Origin of the sequence: Methylobacterium sp. 1973 (assembly GCF_040545035.1) — a bacterium.
GTDB classification, from domain to species: Bacteria; Pseudomonadota; Alphaproteobacteria; order Rhizobiales; family Beijerinckiaceae; genus Methylobacterium; species Methylobacterium fujisawaense.
Map to the genome: position 1 here is coordinate 36,373 of NZ_JBEPLA010000016.1, position 22,567 is coordinate 58,939.

The following is a 22,567-nucleotide window of genomic DNA, read 5'->3' on the forward strand; positions in this document are numbered from 1 at the left end:
CCCGAGCCGCGCGAGCGGTCAGGGTCGGTCGAGCGATCGGTTGAGGGGCGGGGCTAGTAGAGCGGCACGCTCTCGGCCGGCAGCGGATCGCCGCCGTGCTCGATGATCGTGAGCAGCGGGTCGGTCCCGCAGTGGTTCACGCCGGCCCGGAAGGGCACGTATTCCTGGTAGCGCGGCGTCACGTTCGCGTAGTCGAAGACGATCTCGGTGTGCGCCGGCTTGTAGCGCCGGAACAGGCACTCGAGGTCCATCGCCTGGCTGAAGCGGACCATCGGGTCGACGCCGCACTGGCCGGCGCCGGCGCGGAACCACGACACGCGCGAGCCGTAGACACGCACCGTCCAGTAGAACCGGATCTCGGGCGGGCCGACCTGCCAGCGGTACTGCTCGCCGTTCGTCCCGGTCTGGCGCGTGTCGCCGCACCGGGAGATGCCCGCCATGAACGGCGAGTACTCAACGATGCGGATCACGTACCCGAGCCGCGAGGCGACGTTGTAGAAGAACGGCCGGCTCTGGCCGCCCTCGGTCGTGATCCGCTCGAGCAGCGCGAGGCGGCGCTCCTCCAGGGTGTACTGCTCCTGGACGCACGGGTCGGGCAGGCCGAAGGCCCGCTCCCAGTCCGGCAGGAGTTCCGTGGTGAACCGCGGGTCGAGCTCGATCTCCAGGAGGTCGGCCGCGCGCGGGTCGACGAGCGCCCCCCAGATCTCGGCCTGCCCGCGCACGAGCTGCATCAGCGGCTCGTCGGGATCGCGCGACCACGCCTCGCCGGTCGGCAGGAGCCGCGCGAAGGCTTGCGCGTAGTCGGCGCCGTCGCGGCGGATGAAGCCGTCGCTCATGGGTACGAGATCCCGCCGCCGGCCGCGGCCGAGAGGCTCGCCATGTGCCCGGGCGAAGCCATCACGGCGTCCTCGAAGTCGAGGTCGAAGTAGCCTTCGCCCACGACCTCGGAGATCGCCGCCGAAACCCAGGCGGCGTAGATCGTCTGCCCCGGCGCGGCGCGCTCCAGGAGCAGCATCTGGAGCGCGGCCTCGATGGCGAGCCGCATCGACGGCGTGTCGTCGGACAGGTTGCGGATCGTGATCTCGAGCCCCTGCGGGATCGGCGCGACCACGAAGAAGTCCTTCACGCAGACCGGCCGGACCGTGTCGAGGTAGGCCCGCACGTTGGCGACGTCGTCGTCGGTGGGCAGGCCGCCGTTGCCGGCGCGCAGCGCGTCGCACAGGAACCGCACGACCACGGTGCCGATGCCCATGCCGTTCGGGCTCGACCAGGCGCGGGTGACGCCCGGCACAGCGAGCGTCCACTGCACGTAGTCGTCGGCATCGCCGCCCATGGGGGGACGGCGCAGGCGCAGCAGCACCCGGGTGCGAAGGTCGTCGTCGCTCTCGGTGTCGGCCCCGCCGTCGATCAGGATGACGGTCGCCTGCGCGTTCACGCCGGAGACGGCCACCGACAGCGACAGCGGCGCGCCGGCGTCGCGATTGCCGATCGCGCCGGCGGTCAGGCAGGTGACGGCGACCGGGGTGGCATCCGCGGACAGATAGACGTCGGCCGCGGTCTGGTACTCGACCGCGTCCGAGGTCGACAGGATGGATCCGGCCTCGAGCAGCGTGCCCTTGACGCCCGTGACCGCGATCGTGCCGGCCGCGAAGGTCGCCGCCTTCGGGCCGCCGAACAGGATGTTGGCCCAGCGCAGGAGCCAGTCGCCCTCGGATTGATCCGGCAGGGCGTTCTTGGCGATGTAGGCGAGGTATTTCAGGTTCAGGAAGGCGCCGCCGGCGTTCTGGTCCGAGAGGACGCGCAGCGCGTTGTTCGGCACGCTCGCGTCGGCGCCGGGCAGGAAGGCCGCGAGGTTGTCGCGGTTCTCCCGGCGCACGCTCGGCAGGTCCGGCAGATTGAACGGCATGGGGCAGCCTCAGGCGCGCCGTAGGACACGGCTTCCAGCGGGTCGGCTCGGGCGGTGGTGGCGGTGCGGTCAGCTGATCGGGGCGGAGACGACGATCCCGCGCCAGAGGTCGGCGAATTGCAGGGCCAGCAGCAACTCGTCGCCGCGGTACATCACGATGCCGGCCTCGATCCGCTCGATGCCGGCGCGCACCACGGTGACGTCGAGGCGGGTGGCGATCTTCCGGTCGAGGAAGGGTTGCAGCGCCTCGCGGATGTAGTCCTCGATCTGGACGGTGGTGGCGCCCTTGCGCGCCGCCGTGCCGGTGATCGTGGTCCGGGACACGAGCCAGAGCTTCGAGCCGATCGGCCAGCCGTCCCAGATCTCCTCAGCGTCGAGGTCGCCCCACCAGCCGCGGCGGTCGGTGTCGCGCGAGTCCGGAAGCGCGTCGTCTGGGCCGGCGAGCGCGTCGGTCATCAGCGCGACGACGACGGCGGTCGCCAGCTCGTCCGAGGTGTCGAGCTGGCCCGCCGGCGTGAGCAGCAGGTTGAGGTCGATCGCCTGGAAGGGCTGCCCCGCGGGCGACCCGCGCTGTCTGATGCGGACGTCCGTCACGCGCGGCCCTCGCCGTGGGCGCGGGCGAGGCGCTCGTGATCGAGGGCGTACTCGCCGCACCCATCCGTCCCGAGCACACCCGGCCATACCGCCCGCGCGCCGTCCTCCGCGGCCGCGCGCGGGGCGCGGATGCGGCAGGCGCCGTAGGTGCTCGGGTGCGGATTGAGCGCGAAGTAGCGGCAGCTCGCGCACGAGGGCGCCGGCCGTTGGAGCATGCGGGCCATGTCGGGATCTCGGGTGTTCGAGGGCGGTGTCTCAGCCCGGGCCACCGAAGCGCATCGACTTCGTGAGGCCCTGCACGAGCCGCTTCTGCGGCTCCAGGAAGTTCAGAGCCGGCCCGGCCTGGTCGGCGAGCTGCTGGAGCCGACCGCGCAGGGACGCGATCTGGCCGATGATCAGGTTGGCGCCGGTCAGCTGCTCGATCTGGCCGGTCAGCTCGGCGGCCTTCGCGGCGATCGCCGCCTCGGGACCGCCGCTGGCGTTCAGCGCCGCCAGCTCGTCGACCAGGTCGTCCACGAGGCCAATCACCGGGTTGTTGGCGATCAGGCCGGCAATCTGCGCCTCGAGGCCGGCGATCAGACCCTCCAGGTTGCCCGAGAGCAGGCTGGCGAGCCCCGCGAGGTTCGGGTTCAGGAACCGCTGGAGCGCCTGCTCGACCTGCTCCTGCAGGTAGGCCTTCGCCTTGGCCTCGATCGCGGCCTCCATTGCCTTGAGGCCCGATGGATCCTGATTGAGGATCGGCGCCAGCGCGGCGAGGCCGGGGATCTGCGTCTGCGCGATCTCCCGCAGCTTCGAGGTCACGTCGAACAGGCCGTGGAGGTTCTTCTCCGCCTGCGCGACACGGGCCGCGAGGCCCTTGAGCTGCTCGTTGAGCTCGAAATCCTTCGTGGCCGGTTTCGGGCCCGCCGTCACGGTGACCTTCTTGCCGGTGGTGTTGATGCCGTCCCGGGTCAGGTGGTTGTGCTGGCCCTGATCGTCGTGGTGCGAGCTCTCGCCGGGCTTCAGGTTCTTCGGGCGATGGCGGCGGTCGGCGGTTGCGATCACGACCGGGTGGTCGGGATTGCCGCCCACGGCGGCCACCAGGACCTCGGCCTGCTCCTGCTCCTGATTGGTCGGCTTCAGGGGGACGCTGCTGAAGCCGTAGGGATGCCAGTGCTCGACGTTGGTGAACTGGTCACCGAACCAAGCCCGGACCGTATGCTCCTGGAGCTTCGTCGAGTCGTCGACCGCGACGAGGGTGCCACGGGCAATGCCGAGGTAGGCGCGGCGAGCGCTGTCGTCGCCTCCGGCGCGCAAGGTGCTCATGCGCCGCCCTCCGTCATGTGCGCGCCTCAGGCTGCGCCTGCGTCACGGGTTGATTGTAGAAGCCGTCGGAGGCCTGCCCGTCGGGGTTCTTCTGCTGGAACGCCTTGGCGTTCACGAGCTCGATGGCCGTCGTGGTTTGCCCTTCGGGCGTCTGGCCGTAGGTGTAGGCCCAGAGCTTCAGGTCCATCTGCGGATCGGCCAGCGGGAACAGCATGCCCGAACGGACGGTCACGAAATCGGACAGCGCCCAGAGCTCGCCGTTCGGGTTGAGCCAGCCCTGGTAGGCCAGCGTCACCCGCAGGAGGTCGGCCTCGAGCGCCTGCGCCTCCATGTTGGTGCGCAGCTGCAGCTCCTTCTGGCCGAGCGGCATCTCAGCCAGGACCTTGCGGGCGAGGCCGGGCACGCCGTTGCCCATCTGCGCCTTGGCGGAGATCTCCGCGGCCTGCCGCCCGAACAAGCTGTCGGAGCCGGCGACCTGCGAGCGCGCGACGATCTCCTGGACCGAGGGCATGTCGATCGAGCAGTTCGCCGAGAGGATGTTGACCCCCTCCTCTAACATCGCGCCCTTGCCGCCCTGGCGCGCGCCGGCGACGAAATCGCCGTTGGCATCGGCCCGCAGCCACAGCCCGCGCTGGCGACACCCGCGGGAGATCGCGTCGAAGGGCGTCTCCCCATGCCGAAGCGTGAAGTTCGGGAACGGGGTGTCCCACCCGTCCGGACCGCCCTCCACCCGGAATTTGAGACCGTGCGGCTTCAACAGCCGGTTGGCGATCGCGTCGAGCTTGTAGCCACGGAACTGCCCGGTACCGCCGTCGGCCGACGCCTTGCGGGTGAGCTCGGCCTTCGAGAAGCCCGACACTTGGACGCCGTGCCGGTTGGCGTCGAAGGCCACCTGACGGTTGCCGATGTAGCCCTCTTGGATGACGACCTCGCCGGCGAGCGCGATGTCGACGCGCATCCCCGGAAGGAGGCGCTGGGCGGCGATCTGCGCCGCCTCGCCCCAGGACGAGCCCGAGGTCGTCTGGCGACGGCTGTTCGGGTCCTCCGGCTCGGCGCAGGTCAGCCGGAAGGTCCGCTGCCACGCGGCATCGAAGGACTGGCTCACCTGTACGGACAGCCAGTCCTGATAGATGCCGCCCTCGGTGCGGACCTCGCAGATCAGATCGGGATCGGGCACGGAACGCTCTCAGCCGGAGAAGGCGTTGCCGGAGGCCGGCATGAACAGGGGGTGGACCACGTCGCGGTTCTCGGCGAGGAGCTGCTCGGCGCGGCCCGCGTCGCCGAACAGGCGGTTGGCGAGTGCCAGGAGCGGCATGCGCGTGCCGAAGCTGTAGGACACGATCCGCGGCAGCGGCCGAGCCCGGGCGGTGAGATCGCGGACACAGGCCGCATGCATCGCGGTGAGCGCGCGCCACGCCGTGTTGTTGAAGCGCCCGGCCGCGAAGTCCTCGGCCGGAGCGAACGCGAGGTTCACTCTGGCGAGGGCCGCGTCGATATCCTGCCGAGACGCGAAAGTGGTCCCGGCCAGGATATTCACCATCTCGGAGAGCGCGAGGCGCACCGCGATCTGCGCGACGCGCTGCACGGGTAGGTCCGGCATCGTGACGCCCTGCGCGACTTGGCGGACCTGATCCATCCCGACGAACGTGGCGCCGGCCGCGGTGGCGGCCGTGAAGCAGCCACGCAGCGGCGGGCCGAAGGTCCCGGCCTGGACTTGGCCGACCGCATCGGCGGAGAGCGCGCCGCAGAGCTGCCGGAGGGTGGCGCCCTCCTGGCTCGCGGCGTCGACGCCCGAGGCCAACAGCGCCTCGAGCACGGCCTTCAGCGCCGCGACGGCGACGCGGCGCTGGGCGAAGGTCATGCGGTCCTAGCTCCAGTCATCGTCGCTTCCGGCGGACAGCTCGGCCGCGGTGGCATTCTGCGCGGCGGCGGCGCGCGCGGCCGCCTGGGTGTTCTCCCGCCCGGACGGCGCACCGACCCCGACCTGTGAGCGGACGAAGATCATCTCGAAGCGGGCCAAGCCGCCCTGGTCCTTCGTCTCGATGCGCTGGTAGGTGTCACAGCGCATCGTGGCCTGCCCCATCGTGGACAGCACGAGGAGCCCGGCGCCTTCACGCTGGAGCGCCGCCTCCAGGTCATCGGCCTGATCGAGGTAGTCATCGCCGATGACGTAGGCGGAGATCGCCACGCGGGTGACGCGGCGCCCGAGGTCCTCGTCCGAGCTGCGCTCGGACTTGGCGAACTCGAAGGTGAAGCCGCGGCGCCCACCGAAGCGGGTGTTCGCCTCGATCTTGAACGGCACGCCGCGGAACGACGGCGGGCGAAGCTCCTCGCGCCAGGACATGCCAAAGACCCCGGATTGTCGCCGGACCGGGCCCCTAAGCCCGATCCATGTCCATCTGCGCGCGGCCCTTGGAGACGGTCGTCTCCCGGAACAGGCCGCCCGTGTCGGCCCGGTGCGTCATGCCGGCGGGCGCGTTGTCGAACTTGATGTGCAGAGTGCCCTTCCGGTCGACCGGCCCGCCGGGCATCTGCATGCCCGGTCCGCCACCGGGCGCACCCTTCCCGTAGAAGCGGTCCATCAGCGCGTCCCCGACCGGAGCCTTCGCGGCGGTCTTGCTGGCCTCCCTGGCCTCGTTGGCCCGGTCGACCAAGCCGTCGCGGTGAGCCCGCCCGACCCAATCGGGCGCGTTCGCGGAACGCCCGCCGGCGCCCCACGCCATCGATGGACCGCCGCCGATGTGGATGCCGTGCTCGCCCATGTAGCCGGGCCCGGCCCCGACGCCGGTGGCCCCGTTGCGCACGGTCCCGCGGATGAAGCCCTCCATGACCTTGCGGTCGGCGGGATCGTTCATCGACAGGTAGTGCCGCTGGCCCTCGGGCCCGACCGTGTAAAGCCGGACGTCGGCTGACTGGCCGCCGTCGTGGCGGTGACTGCCCGTCCGGTGGCGACCGTGAGCATCCTGGCCGCCGGAGTAGATCTCCGCGTTCACGGCCGCATCCTTGGCCGCTTTGGCCAGCTGGTCGCGCAGCTCGTCCGTGATGGCCTGCCGGCGGATGCCGCCGCCCTGGCGCTGATCGACGCCACCGACGCCGTCGACCGGCGCCACGTCCGCGCCGCTGCGCGACAGCGGGCCGGAGCCCGCCCCGCCGCCTCGGCCGAGCGCAGCCTCGGCAGCCCGCTGCAGCGTGTCATCCTTGTACAGCAGGTTCGACGGCCCGTGCTCCTGCCACAGCAGGCCGCGGAGGAACTTCTGCATCTGCGCCGGGTCGCGCAGGTCGAGCTTGTCGTTCGGGCCGATCCCCATCGTCTTGGCGATGTTGGCCGGCGCCGTCGGATGGCCCGGCGTCCAGCCGTTGGTCCCGGCGATGATCTTCTGGAGCGTGTCAGCCCCGCCATCAAACTTTGTCAGGGCGAGGCGGGCCGCCGCGCGCATGCCGGCCTCGGGGCTGTTGAACACGATCTGGGGCGAGCCCTGATCGGTGTTCTGCGAGGGCCCGACCATGCCCGGGAAGTTGCGGCGCTGCCACTCCGAGCCGGAGTACTTCAGGTTCCCCGGGTTGTTGTTGCGCATGCCTGCCGGCAGGCGGGAGACGTCGACGTCCTGGCCGAAGTAGTCCTTCGGCTCCTGCGCTTGAGGAGCCTCGCCCAACGGGCCGGTTCCGGGCGTGACAGGGCCGCTGCCGCGCTGGATCGCGCCCGCGTGCGGGAGCGGAGCGCGCGGAGACGCTCCGCCGGAATAGCTGCCGCCACCACCGCCGGATCCGCCGCCACCGAACCCGCCGCCGCCGCCACCGCCGCTGCCACCGAACCCGCCGCCGCCCCAGGCGGCCTTCTGGATCAGCGACCCGCCGCCGCCCGTGGACCCGCCGAAGCTGGAGGGACTGACGCTCGCTCCGCCGTTCTCCCGGACTTTCTGCAGCTCGTCGGCGACCCGCTTCAGCTCCTCGACCATCCGATCGTGCTTGCGCTGGTAGTCCGCCCCGCGCGGGCCGGCCTCCAGGAGCTTGAGCTGCTGTTCGACCTGGGCGCGGCGGCCCTCCAGCTTGTCCCGCGGGGTCGCCTCGGGCCCGCCGAACGGGGAGATCTGATTGCGGAGCGCCTGCTCGCCCTCGTTGCCGCGCAGCCCGTTCTTCTCGGCGTCCTCGATCAGGTCGGCCGTGCCCTTGAGCATCGGCCCGAGGACCTTGAGCTTCAGCCGCTCGGCCGCGGCGCCGATCCGGCCCATGCTCTGCTCGAAGCGGGCGGCCGCCTCCTCGGTCTGCTTGTCGAGGTGCCCGACCTCTTTCTGGACCTGGGCCAACGCCTCGGAGAACTTGCCCGTCATCGACCCGGCGATGCGGGCGATGTCGTCGGTGCCGAACAGCATCCGCGACACGCGCCGACGCACCTCCGGCTCCGGGATCGCCTGGATCCCGTCGACGGCGCGCTTGAGCGCCTCGTCCATGTTGGGCGCGTTGACCAGGTCCTCGGCGAGCTTGCCGAGGTTCATCGCCTGGAGGCCGGAGTAGGCCTCACCCCAGCGCCGGCGTAGGTCGAACATCGACGTCGCGAAGGACGCGACCGAGCTCTTCATGCTGTCGGCCGACACGCCGAACCGCTCGCCGAGCGCCCCGAACGCGCGCAGCTTGTCGACCGCCACGCCGGTTTCCCGGGACAGCATCGACAGCTGCTGCGTCGAGCCGCTGAAGCCGCGCAGCGCCGACACCATGCCGGTGATCGACATGGCCGCGCCGAAGCCCGTCACACCGACGGCCGCGAAGATCGGATCGAAGCCGCGCAGGACGCCCTGGAACTTGCCGACCTCCTCCCGGACGCCGACCCAGTCCTTCTTCCAGGTCGCGCCCTGCTTGGTCGTCTCGTCGCCGACCCGCTTGATGCCCTTCTCGAGCTTGGACAGCGGTCCGGTGAACTGATCCTCGACGGTGGCGACGATCCTGAGCTTGTCGTCAGCCATCCTCGTCCTCGCGTGGAGCGGGGCGCGGCATCAGCGCCAGGGTGCGGGCCATCAGGTGGGTCACGGTCGCCGCCGGCATCGCGGCCGGCGGATCGCGAAACGGCCACGCGTGGAACGCGAGGCCTAGACGGAGACAGTCGTCGACGGCATCGGCGGCAGGGCCGCCCACACGAAAAAACGGCTGAGGATGGTCCCCAGCTGCAGGATGTCACGCGCGCCGATCTTCATCAGCACCGGCGGCGGCGTCGCGGACAGACTGGCGACCAGCGGGAAGAACTGGTCGGCCGACAGCCCTTCCAGGAGACCGAACTTGAGGACCTCCTCGCCTGTGGGCTCGCGCAGGATCAGCACCTGCAGCGTGTCCTGGCCGACGACGATGGGCTTGGCGAGCGGATGCTCCAGCGGCCAGGAGATCTCGCGCGGATCGCGGGCGGGGGGCGTGGTGTCCGTCATCGCCGCGCTCACAGCTCGTCGCAGGAGAGGCCGCGCCACTCGACGGCGACCTTACCGTCGGCGGTGCCGATCTCGTGCGCACCGGCCGACCACGCGCCGGACAGGATGTAGTTCTTGCCGTTGGCGAGCTGAGCGGTGACCGTGATGTCCGTCATCGCGTCGAGCTCGGCGACGGACAGGCCATCGGTCGTCGACAGGTCGGCCTTGATGAAGGGCACGAGCTGCGTCTCGATGAAGCCGTGCACGCCGTCCTGCCCGGCCACGGGCTCGCGCTTGATCCGCGAGGGCGAGACGATCAGGCCGCCGCGCAGATCGTACATCTTGCCGGCCGCCGTCAGGTAGGCGGTACCGGCGAACCTCTGACCCATGGTCGGGCCTCCAAAGAAAAACCCGCCACGAAGGGCGGGTCAGGTTGCTGGGATGGGTGGAGGACCGATCAGGCCGCGGCGGCCAGCGGGAATTGCAGGCGGAACTGCGCCTTGATGTTCATCCGCCGCAGCTGGTTCACGATGTCCGGCGGATCGAGGATCTCGATGGTGTTCTGCTCGGTGGTCGATCGCGTGACCGACAGGTTCGCGATGTAGAGGTCGGCGTTCTCGACGAGGCCGTCGAGTTCCATGCCCCGATAATCCGAGACCATCTGCCCCTTGATCATCAGCGGGGTGACGATCGGCTTGCCGGTGCCGAACTTGGTCCCGTCGTTGGCGAGCGCGTGACGCGGGAACTTGTTCGTCAGCGACTGCCGCACCCGAGTGTAGCGCTCGTCGAGGGTGGCCAGCGTCGTCACCAGCTCGTAGGCGTTGTCGGCCTGCCCGTAGGCGTTCTTCTGGTAGGCCGTCTGCTCCCGCAGGATCACCGGCTGGTTCGTGGACCCGCCGTAGATGTCCGTGCCCTGGATGGCGATGCCGACCTGGGCGAGCGAGTTGAGCTGCGCCTTGTTCCAGCGGTAGTCCGCCGGCGCCGGCAGCACGCCGATCAGCGGCAGGGTCTGGAGCGGCTGGGCCGGGTAGGCGTTGATCGAGAACGCGGCCGCGGCGGTGTAGGCCGCCGTCCACTCCCAGCCCGGGCTTGGGCTCTGGGTCTCGAAGCCCATGGGCGAGATCAGCGCGGAGTTGTTCGACTGCCCCCACAGGAAGGTGTCAGCGTAGGTGCCGCGGCGCGCCGAGAAGATCTGACCGTAGCTCTGGCGGTAGGGCCCCCAGCGTCCGGAGTCGGTGAAGCCGTACTCCTGGTCCCACACCGCGAAGGAGCCGCTGTCGTGGAACGGCAGGCCGACGAACTTGTACGGCCGATCGCCGATCGCCGCGATCGCGCTGGTGAAGTCCGGCGTGCCGGTCCCGCCCGCGAGCAGGTTGCCGGTCGGATAGGTCAGCGACAGGCCGGCCGGCAGCTGCTCGCCCCCGTAGGTGCCGCGATAGCTGTCGAGCACGGTCACGCTGTTGCCGGTCAGCCCCTTCCACTTGCAGGTCAGGGTGACGACGGCGCCGGCCGCGGTCGCGGTGACCGGCAGGTCCGTGGTGGCCTGGATCGCGGCGGCGATCTTGGTGGCCACCGTCGCGGTCGTGTCGGCGGAGACGATCGCCACCGGGACGAGCTGGCCGGCGACGTACAGCGCGAGCGTGCCCGCCACCGTGGGGGCGGCAGCCACCGTGATCGTGCCGGTGGCGGCGACGCCGGCGGCCGGCTCCGGCACCGGCAGGCAGATGATCGGCACGCTCGTGACGCCCTTGAAGGCCGTCTTGAACATGCGCGCGAGCATCGAGCCCGGGCCGAAGGCGATATCGGCGTCGGCGTTGGTGCCGCAGGCCACCGCCTTGTTCGGCGGGACGTTGGCGGCCGCGGTCGGGTGGCCGACGAGCAGCATCCACTTCGGCGCGACCGGGGTGCCGGCCTGCGAGGGGTCGAACTGCGTGTTCGGGCCCGGGATCTTGTAGTTGTCCGGGATCGTGGTGATGCCCATCGCGGCTTACTCCTGCGAGGCGGCAGGCGCGGCGGCGCCGGCGGTTGCGGGGGTGCCGGCGTCGTGCAGGTCCTCGAGGAGGCGGATCGCGCCCTCGTCCCGGAGCCGGAAGGTGAACTGGTCGGCCGGCCAGCGGGCGGTGCCGTCCGTCTCGAAGCCGATCTGCGACGGGAAGTGCTTGAGCACGCGGAAGCGCGCCTCGGTCGCCTCGACGGCGACCGTGGTTTCACCGGCCATGGCTGTGTCCTCGGAGAAGGGAGCGGCGCGGGCCGGCTCAGGTCGTGGGGATGTCGATCTTGAGCCCGATCAAGGGCGTGCCCGGGCCGGCACCGGCCGGGCGGGCGGTGATGACGACGTGCTCGAGGACGTCATCGAGGTCCGGCTCGTAGTTCGTGCGGAACTGGAAGGTGATCTCCAGGCGCCCTTCCGCGAAGTACGTGGCGCCCTCCTGCGGGAACAGGCGGCCGCGCCGGACCTTCGTGACCGCCTCGAACAGCGGCCAGCGGTCGGGGTCGTCCATCGCTTTCGACGGGTCGACGCCGCGCACGAAGGTCGGATCCTGCAGGAGCCGCTTACGGATCCCGTTGGTCGCCGCGTCGAGCGCCTCGTCGAGCTGCTCGGGCGGCATCTCGTCGACGCAGTACGAGATCCCGATCGTGACCTCGTTCATGAACCGCGGCTGGCCGCAGTTGGCCTCGTCCTCGGGCGACTCCAACTCGTCGACGATCACCACCAGGAGGGCGGGGAGCTCTTCTTCCTGGAGCTGCGGGCGGACTTGGCGCCGGAAGCCGATCACCGGCAGCCAGTCCTGGCCCGTGAGGCGTTCGATGATCGCCTCGCGGATCTTGGTGGCCTCCGACGACATCACGCCCCCTTGGATTTTCGCTTCAGGGTGAGCGTCGCCCCGCCCTGGCCGTCCTTGTCGACGTCGTCGATCCAGAGCGTGCCCTCGTCCGGGTATGAGCCGGCGGCGGGAACGCGGACCGCCATCCCCTGGGCCGGCGCGACGACCCAGTCGGCCAGCCGGATCCCGAGGGTGATCGTGACGGTGTTCAGGCTCTGCTGGCCCGGACCCATCTCGACGTTGACGTTGCGCGTGGTCCACACACCCGTCGTGTCGAACGGCGGGCGCACGGGCTTCGAGGCCAGCGGCGTGACGGTGACCGGGCGGCCGAACGTGGCGATGCCGGGCCCCAGCGCCAGCGCGGCGAAGTCGATCACGCGGGGGCCTGCGCCTTGACCTTGGCGGCGGCCTTCGCCTCGGCGGGGGCGGCATCGTCGACGCCCGCCTCGAAGCGGCGGATCACCTGCTCCTGGATGCGGCGCTCGGTGAAGGCGTCGTGCGTCCAGTCGTTGCCCTCGGCCGCGAGCGGGCCGTCGACGGGGTGGACGAGGCCGACGTGCTCTTCGGCCGTCGGCAGGACCTTGATCATGGCGGTCATGGCTGGCTCCGGATCAGATCGGGTCGGATAGGAGCGCCCGGCGGCGATCACCGGGCGCGCAGGCGTCAGGACGCGGACTGGCCGAGCAGCACGTTCCCGACGGACGACGGGTTGGCGGCGGCGTCCGACGCCCAGCCCACCGGCAGGAGCGAACCGGAGTTCACGTTGGTCACGACGCTGTTGGCGGCGTCCCAGTAGAGGGCGTCGCCCTGCGCCCACGCCTGCGCGTTGGTCTTGGGCAGCGAGTAGACGCCCTTGCGCCAGAGCGCGAAGACGGTGCCGGCCGACACGGTCTCGGAGACGACGCCGAAGATCTTGCCGACGACGAGGGGCTGGCTCGAGACCACGCCGCCGGCGGGCGCCGGCACGTAGATCGCGTCGCCGCGCTGGATGTAGTTCTGCATGGTTCGGGTTCCGGTGGCTCGAATGTGGAGCGGCCGGCGCTCGAGGGTCGAGGCCGGCCGCGCGGGATCGGGTCAGATCAGCGCTACGAGGGCGCCCGATTAGTTCGCCGGCAGGGCGCCGGGGTCCTTGTAGGCGCCGCGGAAGTCGATCGCGCCGCAGGCGAAGTCGTGCTCCAGCGAGATCTGGACGCCCTGCGTGCCGAACGGCTCGTAGGTCTTCACGCGCGGGCCGTTGGAGCCGTTCAGGAAGCCGTGGACGAAGCACGGCAGCTGGGCCGGGTCGGCGAGCAGGTACCAGCTGTTGTCGGTGATGTTGGCGTCCGACACCGACTGCAGCTTGCCCGAGAACGGGTTCACCGAGGTCGACAGCTGCGGCGCGATGGTCGCGACGAGCTGGTCCGCCGAGGTCTCCTGGTTCGGGCCGGTCAGGATGATCCGGGGCGGCACGTTGAGGAGGAAGCCCGCGAGCGACTTCATCGCCCGGAGCTTCGCGCGACCGGCGCCGACGGTGGCGACCGAAATCGCGCCGGCGGAACCGGCGAGGTTCTTGTGCGCCGAGTGCCACACCGCGTTGCCGTCCTGCGCCAGCACCGGGTTCGAATTGAACATGGCGAAGAACGTGGAGTTCTCGAACAGCCGCACCGCGTCGCCGGACGAGCCGAGGATCTGGTCGATGGCGCCGAGCTCGTCGTTGACGATCATCTGCCGCGAGATCGGGAAGATGACGCCGTAGGGCTTCAGCGTGATGTTCTCGCCGCTGTCGGCCGTATCGCCGGCCTTCAGCTCACCGGTCTGCGTGATCGGTTGCAGCATCGGGAACTCGCCCGCGCGCACCTGCGGGTGCGGACGGAAGTCGTTGAACTGGCGTTCGATCGAGATCCGCTTGTAGGTCGGCTCGGCGAGCTCGTAGCGGGCGAGCAGGCTCTTGTTGAGCACGTTCTGGAAGATCGCCGGGAAGTCCGAGGTGGACTGGAAGGCGCGCTCGACGATGTCGATGGCCTGCCGGGCGGTGCGGATGTTGCCGCGGTGGCCGACGCACTCCGCGGCGATCTCCACGAAGCCCATGCCCATGTACTGCTCGGCGCGGGCGGAGTGGGTCTCGACCCACTTCTTCTCGGCCTTGCGCTTGGGCGCGTAGTCGATGCCGTCGGAGCCGCGCGAGGCGAGCGTCCGGGTGATCAGCGCCAGCGTCATGGCGTCGGACCGGCCCTGGCGCTCGTCTCGCCCGACCTGGATGCGGTCGTGGCTGGAACCCGGCTGCGAACCCCTCACGGCGGTCTCCTTGCTCTTCTCGGCGAGCTTGTCGAAGGCGATCTTGCGGAAGGCGGCCGGGCTGAGGCCGCGGTCGATCGCGCTGGCGAGGTTGAGCTCGACGCCGTGGGCACGGGCCTGATTGGCGATGCTCGCGAGCTCGGAGGCCTGCTTCTGGCTGAAGGCGGGCTTGGCGGCGCGGGTGCCGGCGGTGGCGGGCGCAGCGCGCCCGGCCTTGCCGCGGTGGGCGGGGCGACCGCGCGGCGCCGACCGGGCGCTGTCGTCGTCCATGTCTTCCTCGCGGGCCTTGACCGGCTCCTCGCTGGGAGCGCCGTCCGCGTCGACGAAGTTGCCGTCGGCGTCGACGTAGAAGCCGTCCTCGTTGACCTCCGGGGCGGAGCGTTCGGCCTTGACCGGCTCCTCCACGACGTTGCCCTCGGCGTCGACGTAGTCGCCGTCCTCGTTCACGTAGTAGCCGTCCGCGTCGACGGCGGGCTCGGCGCGGCTCTCGGCCTTCACGGGCTCCTCGACGAGGTTGCCCTCGGCGTCGACGTACTTGCCGTCCTCGTTCACGTAGTAGCCGTCCTCGTCGACGGTCGGGGCGGCGCGCGTCTGACGCGGGGCGGGCTTCGACTTGGCCATACGCTTGTCCTCTCGCTTCTCGGGCCAAGCCCGCTCGTGCGGCCCGGCGGAGCCGTACCGGTAGGTGATCGAGGCATCGCCTCGGGTGATGGTGATCTCCTTCGCGCCGCGGCCCATCGGGCTGGCGCGCAGGTCGGGGCCCGCGGTCGGATCGGCCGCGCCCTCGTGGGCGCGCACCATCGCGGCGGGATCTGCGGGGACGGAGACGAGCGAGGCCTCGAGCAGCTCCCAGCGGGTCGCCGTGAAGGTCAGGCCGTCGTCGACGTCGAGGATCTGCTTCTCGGGGTCGATCACGGTGCCGTCGGCGTCGGTGATCTCCCAGGCGTCGACGCGGTAACCGATCGAGATGCCCTTGATCTCGCCGCGGGCGACCATGCCCTCGGCGGTCTTGCCGGCCTCGGTGGCGGCGAACTTCGCCCGGCCGAGGATACGGCCCTCGGCGAACCACACGTCGACGATCCGCCCCAGCACCGAGCCGATGCCGTAGCTGTTGTGGCTGTCGAGGAAGGGGATGCCGGACGAGGCGAGCCGGTCGACGCAGACCGCGGCCTCGTCGGTCGACAGGCGCTCGGTGCCGTACCAGCGCACGACGTCCGAGCCCTCGGAGAGGATCAGCTCGATCGTGTGCTCGTTGGCGTCGTAGCTCGCCGGCGCGACCTCCAGGAAGCGGCGCCCGCGGGTGCCGAGCGCCTTGAGGTCGATCGGGCGCGCGGAGCCGCCCGGGGCAGCGCGCTGCCCGGTCTTCGAGGTTGCCATGGGGGATCCGTCAGTTGGAGGCGGGCGCCGTGATCGGCTCGCCGAAATCGTCCTTCAGGGGCTTCGGCTTGCCGCCGGTCGGATCACCGCCGGCCCCATCGCCGTCGACGGCTTGCAGCTTGCCGGACTGGTCGGTGCGGCGCGCGTCGATGTCGTAGGCGAGGCCCAGGTGGTCGGCGCGCTTGTAGAAGGCGGCCGTCATGTCCTGAACCTTGCGCCAGTTGTTCCCGAAGCTCGCGACGTACTCCTGCGGGCTGATCCGGCCCGTGCGGGCCGCTTTGATGTCCGCCTCAATGTCGTCGTTCGGGTTGATCGGCTCCCAGGCCGGGGTCATCCACTGCGCCCGGTAGGGCTCGGCGCGGGCCGGGAGCAGTCCTGCGAGCACGGCGCGCGACACGAAGCGGTCCCAGGTCCGGTTGCAGACCTGAGGGATCACGACGTGGTTCTGCAGCTGCTCGGTGAGGCGCCGGAACTCGACCTTGCCAGCCCGCAGGCTGGAGAAGTTCGCGCCCCGGAGGTCGCCGGAGACCTGGTCGTAGGTGCAGCCGACGCCCGCGGCCATGGCCTGCAGGTTGAACAGCAGGATCGGCTCGACTTGCGTCGTCCCCGTCGGCGCGGCGAACTTGATGTCCTGGCCCGAGCGCAGCTCCTTGAGCATGCCCGGCTCGAGCGAGGTCAGCTGCGCGTCGGGGTTGGCGCCGTCACGGCCGGCCAGCCCAGGGCGGCTCGGGTCGAACACGTCGACGCCCGCGTCGTCGTTGTTCGTGACGAAGCCCGAGAAACAGGCCTCGACCCGCGCCTTGACGTTGACCGCGTCCAGGAAGTCGGCGAGCTCGCGCGACGTCATCAGGATCGGCGCGAACCACGATACGCCGCGGACCTGTCCGGGCCGCAGCTCCTTGAACAGGTGGATCAGCTCGTCCTGCGGCACGAAGGCCGAGACGCCCGGGCGCATCGCCGAGGTGTTGATCTCGCCTGGGTGGTTCGGGTTGAGCCACAGCCCGATGCGGCGGTCGTACTCGCCGAGGCCGACGCCAAGCCGGGTGTGCTCCAGATCCTCGGCCCCGGCCTGCCCGTCGTTGCCGTAGATCCCGTCGCGCCACTGGTCGATGAAGTCGCCCTCCAGCAGCTGGAGCTGCAGCGGCACCCTGCGCGGGTTGTCGAGCGGCCGGTCGATGAAGCGGATGACGCTCTCGCCGGACTCGACCATGCCGCGCACGGAGAGCGCCTGCATGCCGTAGAAGCCCATGCGGCCGGTGACGTCTGCTTGGCCCTCCCAGTCGTCCCAGAGGTTCTCCAGGCGCCGGTCGAGCACGTCCTCACCCGTGTCGGGAATGGGCGTGATGCCCGTGCCCACCACGTGCGAGGTGATGATGTCGAGCATGCGCGCCGCGTACGGCGTGTTGCGCGCCAGATCCCGGGCGCGCGAGCGCAGCGGGCGTAGCGCCCCCTGGATCTCGGCGTTGGCCGAGGTGTTCAGCGCCTTGAACGAGGACGCGCGCCGACCCACGGACGCACCCTCGTAGATGCGCAGCGCGTGGCGGGCGCGGGCGCGGGACAGCGCCGCGCGCGGCGCCACCCAGCCGATCGCGCGATCGAGGGCGTTCATGCTGGCGATCCGCTACCAGCCCGAGCGCAGGCAGCCGTCGGCCGAGATCCCGCCCGGGAAGCCGCGATCGTGCGCGACCAGGATCGTCGCCGACTTCTGCGGGTCGAGCCCCAGAGCCCGTCGGATGATGGCGCGGACACGCAGCATCTCGTCGAGCGAGCGATAGGTCGCCGTCTTGCCCTCGTAGGACACGGACGTGACGCCGGCGGCGATGCCGGCCTCGATCGCGTCGAGCTGCGCCTGGCTGAAGGCCATCAGTCTCTCCGGCTCATCCAGCCACCAGGCCGGCCGTGGTTGATGAAGCCCGAGTGCTGCGGGCGGGCGTAGACCGGCGCCGGCGGCGGCGGAGGTGATGGTGGCGCGACGGGCGCCGGCGGCTCGGCCGCGGCCGCCTCGCCGATCGTCTGCGCTTCGGTGTCCGGGCCGGGCTCGCCGGTCTCCGGCGCTTCGACCGCCGGCTCCGTGGCGGCCTCCTCGGCTTCGTCGCGCTCCGGCATGCGCCCCAGCGCGACGTACTTGCCGCTGGAGGCTTGCAGGCCGCACATCGCCACGTAGGCGTAGACGAAGCACACGCCGGCCTCGTGGGCGGCCTTGGGCTTCTCCCATTCGGTGAAGCCCTGGCGCCGCACCACGAGCTTCTCGCGGGTCAGCTGCTCGAAGTACTCGGCGTCGATCGGCCGAGAGCCGTCGGCCGGCACCATCGGGAAGTGGACGAACCGCGGGCCGGGATCGACCAGCGGCAGCGAGCCGTAGGCGAAGTCGCGGGCGGCGTTGCCGCCGACCATGTACCAGGACGAGCCGAGCTTCGTGGACGGCAGCCGCGGCCACACCTTGGTGCGGGCGCCGCGGGCTTCGGACTTGCCCTTGATCGCCCACACCTTGCGGCGGCGCCGCTCTGTGCAGAACGCGTAAGTCTCCGAGGTGTGATGGCCGCCGGAGTCGATGGCGGCTGCGCTGATCCGCATCTCGCTGCCGTCGCTGCGCTTGAAGCCGCGCAGCAGCAGGCGGTCGAGATTGCGCCAGACATCCGGCTCGGCCGGATCGCCCGGGATGACGAAGTGGCCGATCAGCGCGCATTCGAGTCCGGCACCCCAGCCCCAGACCGCGCCCTCGATGCGCGCGTTGGTGCCCGACTGGACGTCGCCGCCCAGCGTCAGGGTTCGGACGAAGTCGGGAACCTCGGCGCCGTAGGCCTCACGGCGCTCCAGGAAGGAGGTCGGCTTGATCTCCTGGCCGTAGGTCTGTCGGTAGGGCCGGCCGAGGCGTAGGTTGACGAACGGCTGGACGAGGTTCGCCGGGTCGTCCTGGGCTTCCAGCCACTCCTGCACGATCACCGGCCACGCGGCGTTCGCGTTGAGCGACATGCCGGTCCAGAGATGGAAGCCGGCGTGCCCGGGCGTCTTCGGCGTCGCGGTCGCCCGCCACTCGCCGTGGGCGTCCATCCAGGCCTTGCTGCCCTCGTCGATGATGCAGCCGCAGGTGCCCTGGTACCAGACGGACTTGAGCGACCGATCCTCGTTGAGGTCCCACTTCAGGCCGTGCGGCGTATCCTTGCTGCCCCAGTCCAGATACTGCCAGCCGTCGAGCTCGCCGGCGGTCTCCGAGCACTGCGGGCAGGGCACGAAGTAGCGCCGCTGGTCCGAGGCCAGCCAGAGCTTCCAGACCCGGCTGGTCTCCTCCAGGAGCGGCGTCGAGCCCCTGACCTGCTTGCGGTTGTAGAAGGTCTCGCCGCGGGTCCAGAACAGCTTGAGCTTGTCGCCCTGCGTCTTGGCGCCGGGCGTCCAGCCGTCGCCGTCGATCTCGTCGGCGAACAGGAACCGCGCGGAGTAGCGCCGGAAGGCGTCGTCGGAGGCTGCGCCGACGACGCGCACGAGGGCGCCGTTCGACAGCTGGTAGAACGTCGCCGAGTCCTGCTTCTCGCCCTTCCGGACGGGCCGCAGCATCTTGGCGAGCACCGGGGTCTCGCGCAGCATTGGCGCGATCTCGGTGCCGCCGAACTCCTCCGCGTCGTCCTCGACCGGCTGCGCCACCGCGCAGAGCGTCGGGTCCTGATGAAGATGGTAGCCGATCGCCAGGGTGGCGAGCCGGGTGTAGCCGACGCGGGCCGCCTTCAGGACGGTGACCAGCGGCAGCGTCGGATCGCACATCGCGTCCATGAGGCCGCGCTGGTACCCGTAGAGGGTCACCGGCCCGCTCTCGGAGCCGGTGCTCTTCGGGATCCGACCGTGCTCTTCGGCCCACTCTGAGCCGGACATGTGCGGCTTGAAGACGAGGGCCTCGTCGAACAGCCGGTCCAGCTCGGTCCGCGTCGCGTCGCGGCCAGCCGGGTACTCACCCCGCCGGTGGGTTCCGATCCGCTCCGCCAGCGTCATCGTCGGGGTCACGTCCTGCAAACCACCGCTGCGCGATCTCCTCGCGGGCGGCCGTGAAGGCTCGGTTCATCTCGGCCTTGGCCATCGCCTCGATCTCGGAGGCGTTGGTCATCGTGGCCGCCCGTCCGGCGACCTTGGAGGCCATGTTCGAGAGGCCGGTCCGGAGGACCTGGCAGAAGGTCGCCATATCGGCGACCGCGTCGTGCCGGGAGACGACCGCCTTCAGCGCTTCGTCGGCGCCGATCTCCGCGACGATGGCGTTGGCGACCGCGCGGCGGCAGTCCGCGTCCTCACGCCGGGCCTTGCTGCTGTCCTTAGGACCGTCGTCGCCGGCGCTCATCGCCACGTTCTCGACGGCGCGCTGGATCTTCCAGTCGATCACGGCGGCGGTGTCGAACTGCCACTCGACGCCGTTGCTGCCGCGCTCGACGTAGGGGCAGCCCCTCTCGATCCAGCTCGTGACCGTGTTGACGCTGACGCCGAAGATCCCGGCGAGGTCGGCTCGGTTCACGAGCCGGCCGTCGATGGCACCAGACATCAACAACAACCCCGGTTTTCAAAATTTCTTAGAGGGTGAACCGATGGGGTCCGAATTCCCCTCATGGCCACCCCCCTCCCGGAAGGACCCTGGGATTTTGCCAGGGGTAGGGGTCAGGCCCGGATGGCCCTCCCGTGGCCTGCGCCGGCCGCTGGCGGCCTCGGCCGGTCAGCCCTTCCGGCGCACGTCGTTGACGACGAAGCGCTCCCAGGCCGCCCGGAAGTGCTTCCGGTACGCGGTCGGCACCACGGCGCCGGCCTTCTCGTAGTAGGGGAAGCGCTTGGAGTAGCTGACGCCCTTCACGAACAGGAAGATGGGCACCGCCCACTTCTCCTTCTGAAGGTAGATCCCGTCCGGCGCCTTACCGTGGTTGCGGAAGACGATGTACTCGACGTTCCGCCCGACGTTGCGGCGCTTCGAGCGCGCCGTGGTGTTCTGGTACCGGTCCGACTGCGCGCCGAGCGCCGAGAGCATGCGGGTGATGAAGGCGCCCGACACGTTGCCGTTGCCGTCCCGCGGGCAGCGCGTGCTGGGCACCGCGAACTCGCCCGCGAGCATCAGGCCCTTGCGGATGAGCAGGACCTCGAACCGCTTGTGGCGGCGCGTGCCGCCGGCGACCTGAGGCCCGAGAAACTTCCAAGCCGGGATCGAGCTGCCGCCTTCCTTGAAGCCGAGCTCCGCCTGGAGCCGCCGCTTCGTGGCCGGCCGGACCATCAGGCTGTTGAGCGTGAAGTTCGACGGCTGGTCGAACACGGACCGCATGGTCTCGCGCTCGGCCTCCCGTGCGTCCTTCATCGCGTTGGTCAGCGCGACCGCGGCGACGAACGGGACCTGCCGGGCTGCGCGCCCGACGGCCTCGGCCTTGAGACCGAACTCGCTGGCGTCGAGCTTCAGCATGGGCCTGCCGGATCAGCGCGTGCCTTTGGCGGGGACCGGAATGGCGACGACCTTGCCGGTGCGCGGGTCCAGGATGCGAATGAACTTCATCGCCGCCGCTCCGCGATCAGGACCGCAGCTGCGGCGGTGTGCTCGTGCCGGGCGGTGTCCGCATCGCCTCCTCCATCCAACTCACCGCGTCCGACAGGCGCGTGAAGGCGGCCAGGAGGCGCATCTCGTAGTGGGCCTGCGGGAAGTCGGTGACGATGAAGCCGCCGTGGGGGAGCTCCTGGAGGCAAAGCGCCTTCGGTTTCTCCCATGGGTGGTTGCGCTGGCTCATCTTCAGCAGCTCTGCATCGGTTGCGGGACGTCTCGGCTCTGCTGCACGAGGCGCGTGGCCGGCCGCTCGACCGACAGCTCGGCAGCGTTGTCGAGGACCAGGACGGTGACGTCCCGGACGCCGGCGGCCGCGCACATGCGGATCAGGTCGTCCTGCCAGCGCGCGGCCGTGGCCGGCTGCAGCCTCTGCGACGTGCGCAGCACCAGGATGTCGCCGTGACGGACCTCGAGGCGGTCCAGCTGGCGGTCGATCTCTTCGGCCATGGGTCTCACGCGACTATGGCCTCGTGATCGCCCTCGGCGAGCACATGGTTCTCTTCCCCGCTCCAGCGGAACAGGTACTCGACGAGGCCTCGATACTTCGGGTTGTCGGCGATGTAGCCGACGCGGGCTTGGTGCCAGCGGCCGCCGCTCGGGCCCGGGATGCCTTCGGCGTTGAGGCCGGCGGCGATCTCGGCCTGCGTCCGCTTGCGCCGGCGTTCCTGGAAGATCCGCCGGACGATGCGCGCCTGCTCGGGCACGATCGCGAGGCCGCCTTCCGGCGTGCGCCGGTAGCCGTAGGGGACGCGTCCGCCCGCGTAGCCGCCCTTGCTCGCCTTCGTCTGGCGGCCGCCGGCGGTGCGATCGCGGATCGCGAAGCGCTCGCCCTCGGCCATTCCGGCGAGGATGGCGAACAGGGTGCGGCCCATGGGGGTCGCGGTGTCGATCGGCTCGGTCACCGAGCGGATCATGACGTCGTACTGCTCGGCCAGATCGGACACCGTGGTCACGGCGTACCGGATCTCGCGGGCCAAGCGGTCGAACTTGTAGACCAGCAGCACCGTGAAGGCGCCGGCCGCGGCCAGCTCCAGCACACGGCCGAAGCCGGGCCGGTCCGCCGGGCGGGTAGCTCCCGACACGCCGGGATCTCGGGCGACCTCGACGAGCTGATAGCCCTGGCTCTCGGCGAAGGCGCGGACCGCTTTGTCCTGCGTCTCCAGCCCGTGGCCGGTGGCCGCCTGCTCTTCGGTCGACACCCGCACGTAGGCGACCGCCTTGGTGGCGATCGCGGCGCGGGCGTCGCTCTGGACTTTAGTCCTGGCCTTCAGGCGGCCGACGCGGCGACTACCCGAAACCATTGCAAGTCCATGTTTTTGCTAGCGTATTTCGCCTAGATCGACCG

Annotated in this window: 26 protein-coding genes; all 26 read right to left on the reverse strand. The window is 70.5% G+C overall.

Annotated elements, in window-relative coordinates:
* Nucleotides 1-53: 53 nt before the first annotated feature.
* Nucleotides 54-836: a YmfQ family protein gene (locus ABIC70_RS24115; protein WP_354441492.1), complete on the reverse strand. Its 783-nt coding sequence runs from the start codon at nt 834-836 to the stop codon at nt 54-56.
* Nucleotides 833-1,906, reverse strand: coding sequence for a baseplate J/gp47 family protein (locus tag ABIC70_RS24120; RefSeq protein WP_354441494.1), 1,074 nt, complete (start codon nt 1,904-1,906; stop codon nt 833-835). Before ABIC70_RS24120 ends, ABIC70_RS24115 begins: the two co-directional genes overlap by 4 nt.
* Nucleotides 1,907-1,975: 69 nt before the next feature.
* A complete protein-coding gene (locus ABIC70_RS24125) occupies nt 1,976-2,500 on the reverse strand; it encodes a phage GP46 family protein (RefSeq protein WP_354441496.1) in 525 nt (174 codons plus the stop codon).
* A complete protein-coding gene (locus ABIC70_RS24130; RefSeq protein WP_354441498.1) occupies nt 2,497-2,724 on the reverse strand; it encodes a hypothetical protein in 228 nt (75 codons plus the stop codon). The genes ABIC70_RS24125 and ABIC70_RS24130 overlap by 4 nt, the downstream gene beginning before the upstream one ends.
* A gap of 31 nt (nt 2,725-2,755) precedes the next feature.
* Entirely contained in the window at nt 2,756-3,805 is a 1,050-nt protein-coding gene (locus ABIC70_RS24135; RefSeq protein WP_354441500.1) for a phage baseplate assembly protein domain-containing protein, read from the reverse strand.
* A 13-nt stretch (nt 3,806-3,818) separates the two neighbouring features.
* Nucleotides 3,819-4,982 carry a phage baseplate assembly protein gene (locus tag ABIC70_RS24140; RefSeq protein WP_354441502.1) on the reverse strand — a complete coding sequence of 388 codons (1,164 nt, stop codon included), beginning with the start codon at nt 4,980-4,982 and terminating at the stop codon, nt 3,819-3,821.
* A 9-nt stretch (nt 4,983-4,991) separates the two neighbouring features.
* Nucleotides 4,992-5,666 (reverse strand): hypothetical protein, encoded by a 675-nt coding sequence (locus tag ABIC70_RS24145; RefSeq protein ID WP_354441504.1) that lies wholly within the window; start codon nt 5,664-5,666, stop codon nt 4,992-4,994.
* Between the two features lie 6 nt (nt 5,667-5,672).
* On the reverse strand, nt 5,673-6,149 hold the full coding sequence (locus tag ABIC70_RS24150; RefSeq protein ID WP_354441506.1) for a DNA circularization N-terminal domain-containing protein: 477 nt from the start codon (nt 6,147-6,149) through the stop codon (nt 5,673-5,675).
* Nucleotides 6,150-6,183: 34 nt separating this feature from the next.
* Nucleotides 6,184-8,763, reverse strand: a complete 2,580-nt coding sequence (locus ABIC70_RS24155; protein WP_354441508.1) for a hypothetical protein — start codon at nt 8,761-8,763, stop codon at nt 6,184-6,186.
* A gap of 123 nt (nt 8,764-8,886) precedes the next feature.
* Nucleotides 8,887-9,216, reverse strand: coding sequence for a phage tail assembly protein (locus ABIC70_RS24160; protein ID WP_354441510.1), 330 nt, complete (start codon nt 9,214-9,216; stop codon nt 8,887-8,889).
* A gap of 8 nt (nt 9,217-9,224) precedes the next feature.
* Nucleotides 9,225-9,584 carry a phage tail tube protein gene (locus tag ABIC70_RS24165; RefSeq protein ID WP_354441512.1) on the reverse strand — a complete coding sequence of 120 codons (360 nt, stop codon included), beginning with the start codon at nt 9,582-9,584 and terminating at the stop codon, nt 9,225-9,227.
* 68 nt (nt 9,585-9,652) lie between these two features.
* Nucleotides 9,653-11,176, reverse strand: a complete 1,524-nt coding sequence (locus ABIC70_RS24170; RefSeq protein ID WP_354441513.1) for a phage tail sheath subtilisin-like domain-containing protein — start codon at nt 11,174-11,176, stop codon at nt 9,653-9,655.
* Between the two features lie 6 nt (nt 11,177-11,182).
* Complete coding sequence (locus tag ABIC70_RS24175; RefSeq protein WP_354441515.1) at nt 11,183-11,413, reverse strand: hypothetical protein; 231 nt, start codon at nt 11,411-11,413, stop codon at nt 11,183-11,185.
* A 37-nt stretch (nt 11,414-11,450) separates the two neighbouring features.
* Entirely contained in the window at nt 11,451-12,041 is a 591-nt protein-coding gene (locus ABIC70_RS24180) for a hypothetical protein (protein WP_354441517.1), read from the reverse strand.
* A complete protein-coding gene (locus tag ABIC70_RS24185; RefSeq protein WP_354441519.1) occupies nt 12,041-12,397 on the reverse strand; it encodes a head-tail joining protein in 357 nt (118 codons plus the stop codon). The genes ABIC70_RS24180 and ABIC70_RS24185 overlap by 1 nt, the downstream gene beginning before the upstream one ends.
* Nucleotides 12,394-12,618, reverse strand: a complete 225-nt coding sequence (locus ABIC70_RS24190) for a hypothetical protein (RefSeq protein WP_354441521.1) — start codon at nt 12,616-12,618, stop codon at nt 12,394-12,396. The genes ABIC70_RS24185 and ABIC70_RS24190 overlap by 4 nt, the downstream gene beginning before the upstream one ends.
* 65 nt (nt 12,619-12,683) lie before the next feature.
* Nucleotides 12,684-13,022, reverse strand: coding sequence for a DUF2190 family protein (locus ABIC70_RS24195; protein ID WP_354441523.1), 339 nt, complete (start codon nt 13,020-13,022; stop codon nt 12,684-12,686).
* A 99-nt stretch (nt 13,023-13,121) separates the two neighbouring features.
* Nucleotides 13,122-15,671, reverse strand: coding sequence for a phage major capsid protein (locus ABIC70_RS24200; protein WP_354441525.1), 2,550 nt, complete (start codon nt 15,669-15,671; stop codon nt 13,122-13,124).
* Between the two features lie 10 nt (nt 15,672-15,681).
* The gene (locus tag ABIC70_RS24205) at nt 15,682-17,280 is read right to left on the reverse strand and encodes a phage portal protein (RefSeq protein ID WP_354441527.1); all 1,599 of its coding nucleotides are present in this window, start codon (nt 17,278-17,280) and stop codon (nt 15,682-15,684) included.
* Nucleotides 17,281-17,292: 12 nt separating this feature from the next.
* Nucleotides 17,293-17,535, reverse strand: a complete 243-nt coding sequence (locus ABIC70_RS24210) for a phage head-tail joining protein (protein ID WP_354441531.1) — start codon at nt 17,533-17,535, stop codon at nt 17,293-17,295.
* Nucleotides 17,535-19,664: a terminase gpA endonuclease subunit gene (locus ABIC70_RS24215; protein WP_354441533.1), complete on the reverse strand. Its 2,130-nt coding sequence runs from the start codon at nt 19,662-19,664 to the stop codon at nt 17,535-17,537. Before ABIC70_RS24215 ends, ABIC70_RS24210 begins: the two co-directional genes overlap by 1 nt.
* The gene (locus tag ABIC70_RS24220; protein WP_354441535.1) at nt 19,612-20,190 is read right to left on the reverse strand and encodes a terminase small subunit; all 579 of its coding nucleotides are present in this window, start codon (nt 20,188-20,190) and stop codon (nt 19,612-19,614) included. Before ABIC70_RS24220 ends, ABIC70_RS24215 begins: the two co-directional genes overlap by 53 nt.
* A 168-nt stretch (nt 20,191-20,358) precedes the next feature.
* The gene (locus ABIC70_RS24225; RefSeq protein WP_342143997.1) at nt 20,359-21,087 is read right to left on the reverse strand and encodes a hypothetical protein; all 729 of its coding nucleotides are present in this window, start codon (nt 21,085-21,087) and stop codon (nt 20,359-20,361) included.
* A gap of 106 nt (nt 21,088-21,193) precedes the next feature.
* Nucleotides 21,194-21,406, reverse strand: coding sequence for a hypothetical protein (locus ABIC70_RS24230; RefSeq protein ID WP_354441538.1), 213 nt, complete (start codon nt 21,404-21,406; stop codon nt 21,194-21,196).
* Between the two features lie 2 nt (nt 21,407-21,408).
* A complete protein-coding gene (locus tag ABIC70_RS24235; RefSeq protein WP_354441540.1) occupies nt 21,409-21,669 on the reverse strand; it encodes a hypothetical protein in 261 nt (86 codons plus the stop codon).
* 5 nt (nt 21,670-21,674) lie between these two features.
* The gene (locus ABIC70_RS24240) at nt 21,675-22,523 is read right to left on the reverse strand and encodes a recombinase family protein (RefSeq protein WP_342144002.1); all 849 of its coding nucleotides are present in this window, start codon (nt 22,521-22,523) and stop codon (nt 21,675-21,677) included.
* Between the last annotated feature and the right edge of the window lie 44 nt (nt 22,524-22,567).

Bases quoted from the DNA above. Each gene is read 5' to 3' on its own strand.
- ABIC70_RS24115 (WP_354441492.1), bottom strand. From the start codon at position 836: ATGAGCGACGGCTTCATCCGCCGCGACGGCGCCGACTACGCGCAAGCC.
- ABIC70_RS24120 (WP_354441494.1), bottom strand. From the start codon at position 1,906: ATGCCGTTCAATCTGCCGGACCTGCCGAGCGTGCGCCGGGAGAACCGC.
- ABIC70_RS24130 (WP_354441498.1), bottom strand. From the start codon at position 2,724: ATGGCCCGCATGCTCCAACGGCCGGCGCCCTCGTGCGCGAGCTGCCGC.
- ABIC70_RS24135 (WP_354441500.1), bottom strand. From the start codon at position 3,805: ATGAGCACCTTGCGCGCCGGAGGCGACGACAGCGCTCGCCGCGCCTAC.
- ABIC70_RS24145 (WP_354441504.1), bottom strand. From the start codon at position 5,666: ATGACCTTCGCCCAGCGCCGCGTCGCCGTCGCGGCGCTGAAGGCCGTG.
- ABIC70_RS24150 (WP_354441506.1), bottom strand. From the start codon at position 6,149: ATGTCCTGGCGCGAGGAGCTTCGCCCGCCGTCGTTCCGCGGCGTGCCG.
- ABIC70_RS24155 (WP_354441508.1), bottom strand. From the start codon at position 8,763: ATGGCTGACGACAAGCTCAGGATCGTCGCCACCGTCGAGGATCAGTTC.
- ABIC70_RS24160 (WP_354441510.1), bottom strand. From the start codon at position 9,216: ATGACGGACACCACGCCCCCCGCCCGCGATCCGCGCGAGATCTCCTGG.
- ABIC70_RS24165 (WP_354441512.1), bottom strand. From the start codon at position 9,584: ATGGGTCAGAGGTTCGCCGGTACCGCCTACCTGACGGCGGCCGGCAAG.
- ABIC70_RS24170 (WP_354441513.1), bottom strand. From the start codon at position 11,176: ATGGGCATCACCACGATCCCGGACAACTACAAGATCCCGGGCCCGAAC.
- ABIC70_RS24175 (WP_354441515.1), bottom strand. From the start codon at position 11,413: ATGGCCGGTGAAACCACGGTCGCCGTCGAGGCGACCGAGGCGCGCTTC.
- ABIC70_RS24180 (WP_354441517.1), bottom strand. From the start codon at position 12,041: ATGTCGTCGGAGGCCACCAAGATCCGCGAGGCGATCATCGAACGCCTC.
- ABIC70_RS24190 (WP_354441521.1), bottom strand. From the start codon at position 12,618: ATGACCGCCATGATCAAGGTCCTGCCGACGGCCGAAGAGCACGTCGGC.
- ABIC70_RS24195 (WP_354441523.1), bottom strand. From the start codon at position 13,022: ATGCAGAACTACATCCAGCGCGGCGACGCGATCTACGTGCCGGCGCCC.
- ABIC70_RS24200 (WP_354441525.1), bottom strand. From the start codon at position 15,671: ATGGCAACCTCGAAGACCGGGCAGCGCGCTGCCCCGGGCGGCTCCGCG.
- ABIC70_RS24205 (WP_354441527.1), bottom strand. From the start codon at position 17,280: ATGAACGCCCTCGATCGCGCGATCGGCTGGGTGGCGCCGCGCGCGGCG.
- ABIC70_RS24210 (WP_354441531.1), bottom strand. From the start codon at position 17,535: ATGGCCTTCAGCCAGGCGCAGCTCGACGCGATCGAGGCCGGCATCGCC.
- ABIC70_RS24220 (WP_354441535.1), bottom strand. From the start codon at position 20,190: ATGTCTGGTGCCATCGACGGCCGGCTCGTGAACCGAGCCGACCTCGCC.
- ABIC70_RS24225 (WP_342143997.1), bottom strand. From the start codon at position 21,087: ATGCTGAAGCTCGACGCCAGCGAGTTCGGTCTCAAGGCCGAGGCCGTC.
- ABIC70_RS24230 (WP_354441538.1), bottom strand. From the start codon at position 21,406: ATGAGCCAGCGCAACCACCCATGGGAGAAACCGAAGGCGCTTTGCCTC.
- ABIC70_RS24235 (WP_354441540.1), bottom strand. From the start codon at position 21,669: ATGGCCGAAGAGATCGACCGCCAGCTGGACCGCCTCGAGGTCCGTCAC.
- ABIC70_RS24240 (WP_342144002.1), bottom strand. From the start codon at position 22,523: ATGGTTTCGGGTAGTCGCCGCGTCGGCCGCCTGAAGGCCAGGACTAAA.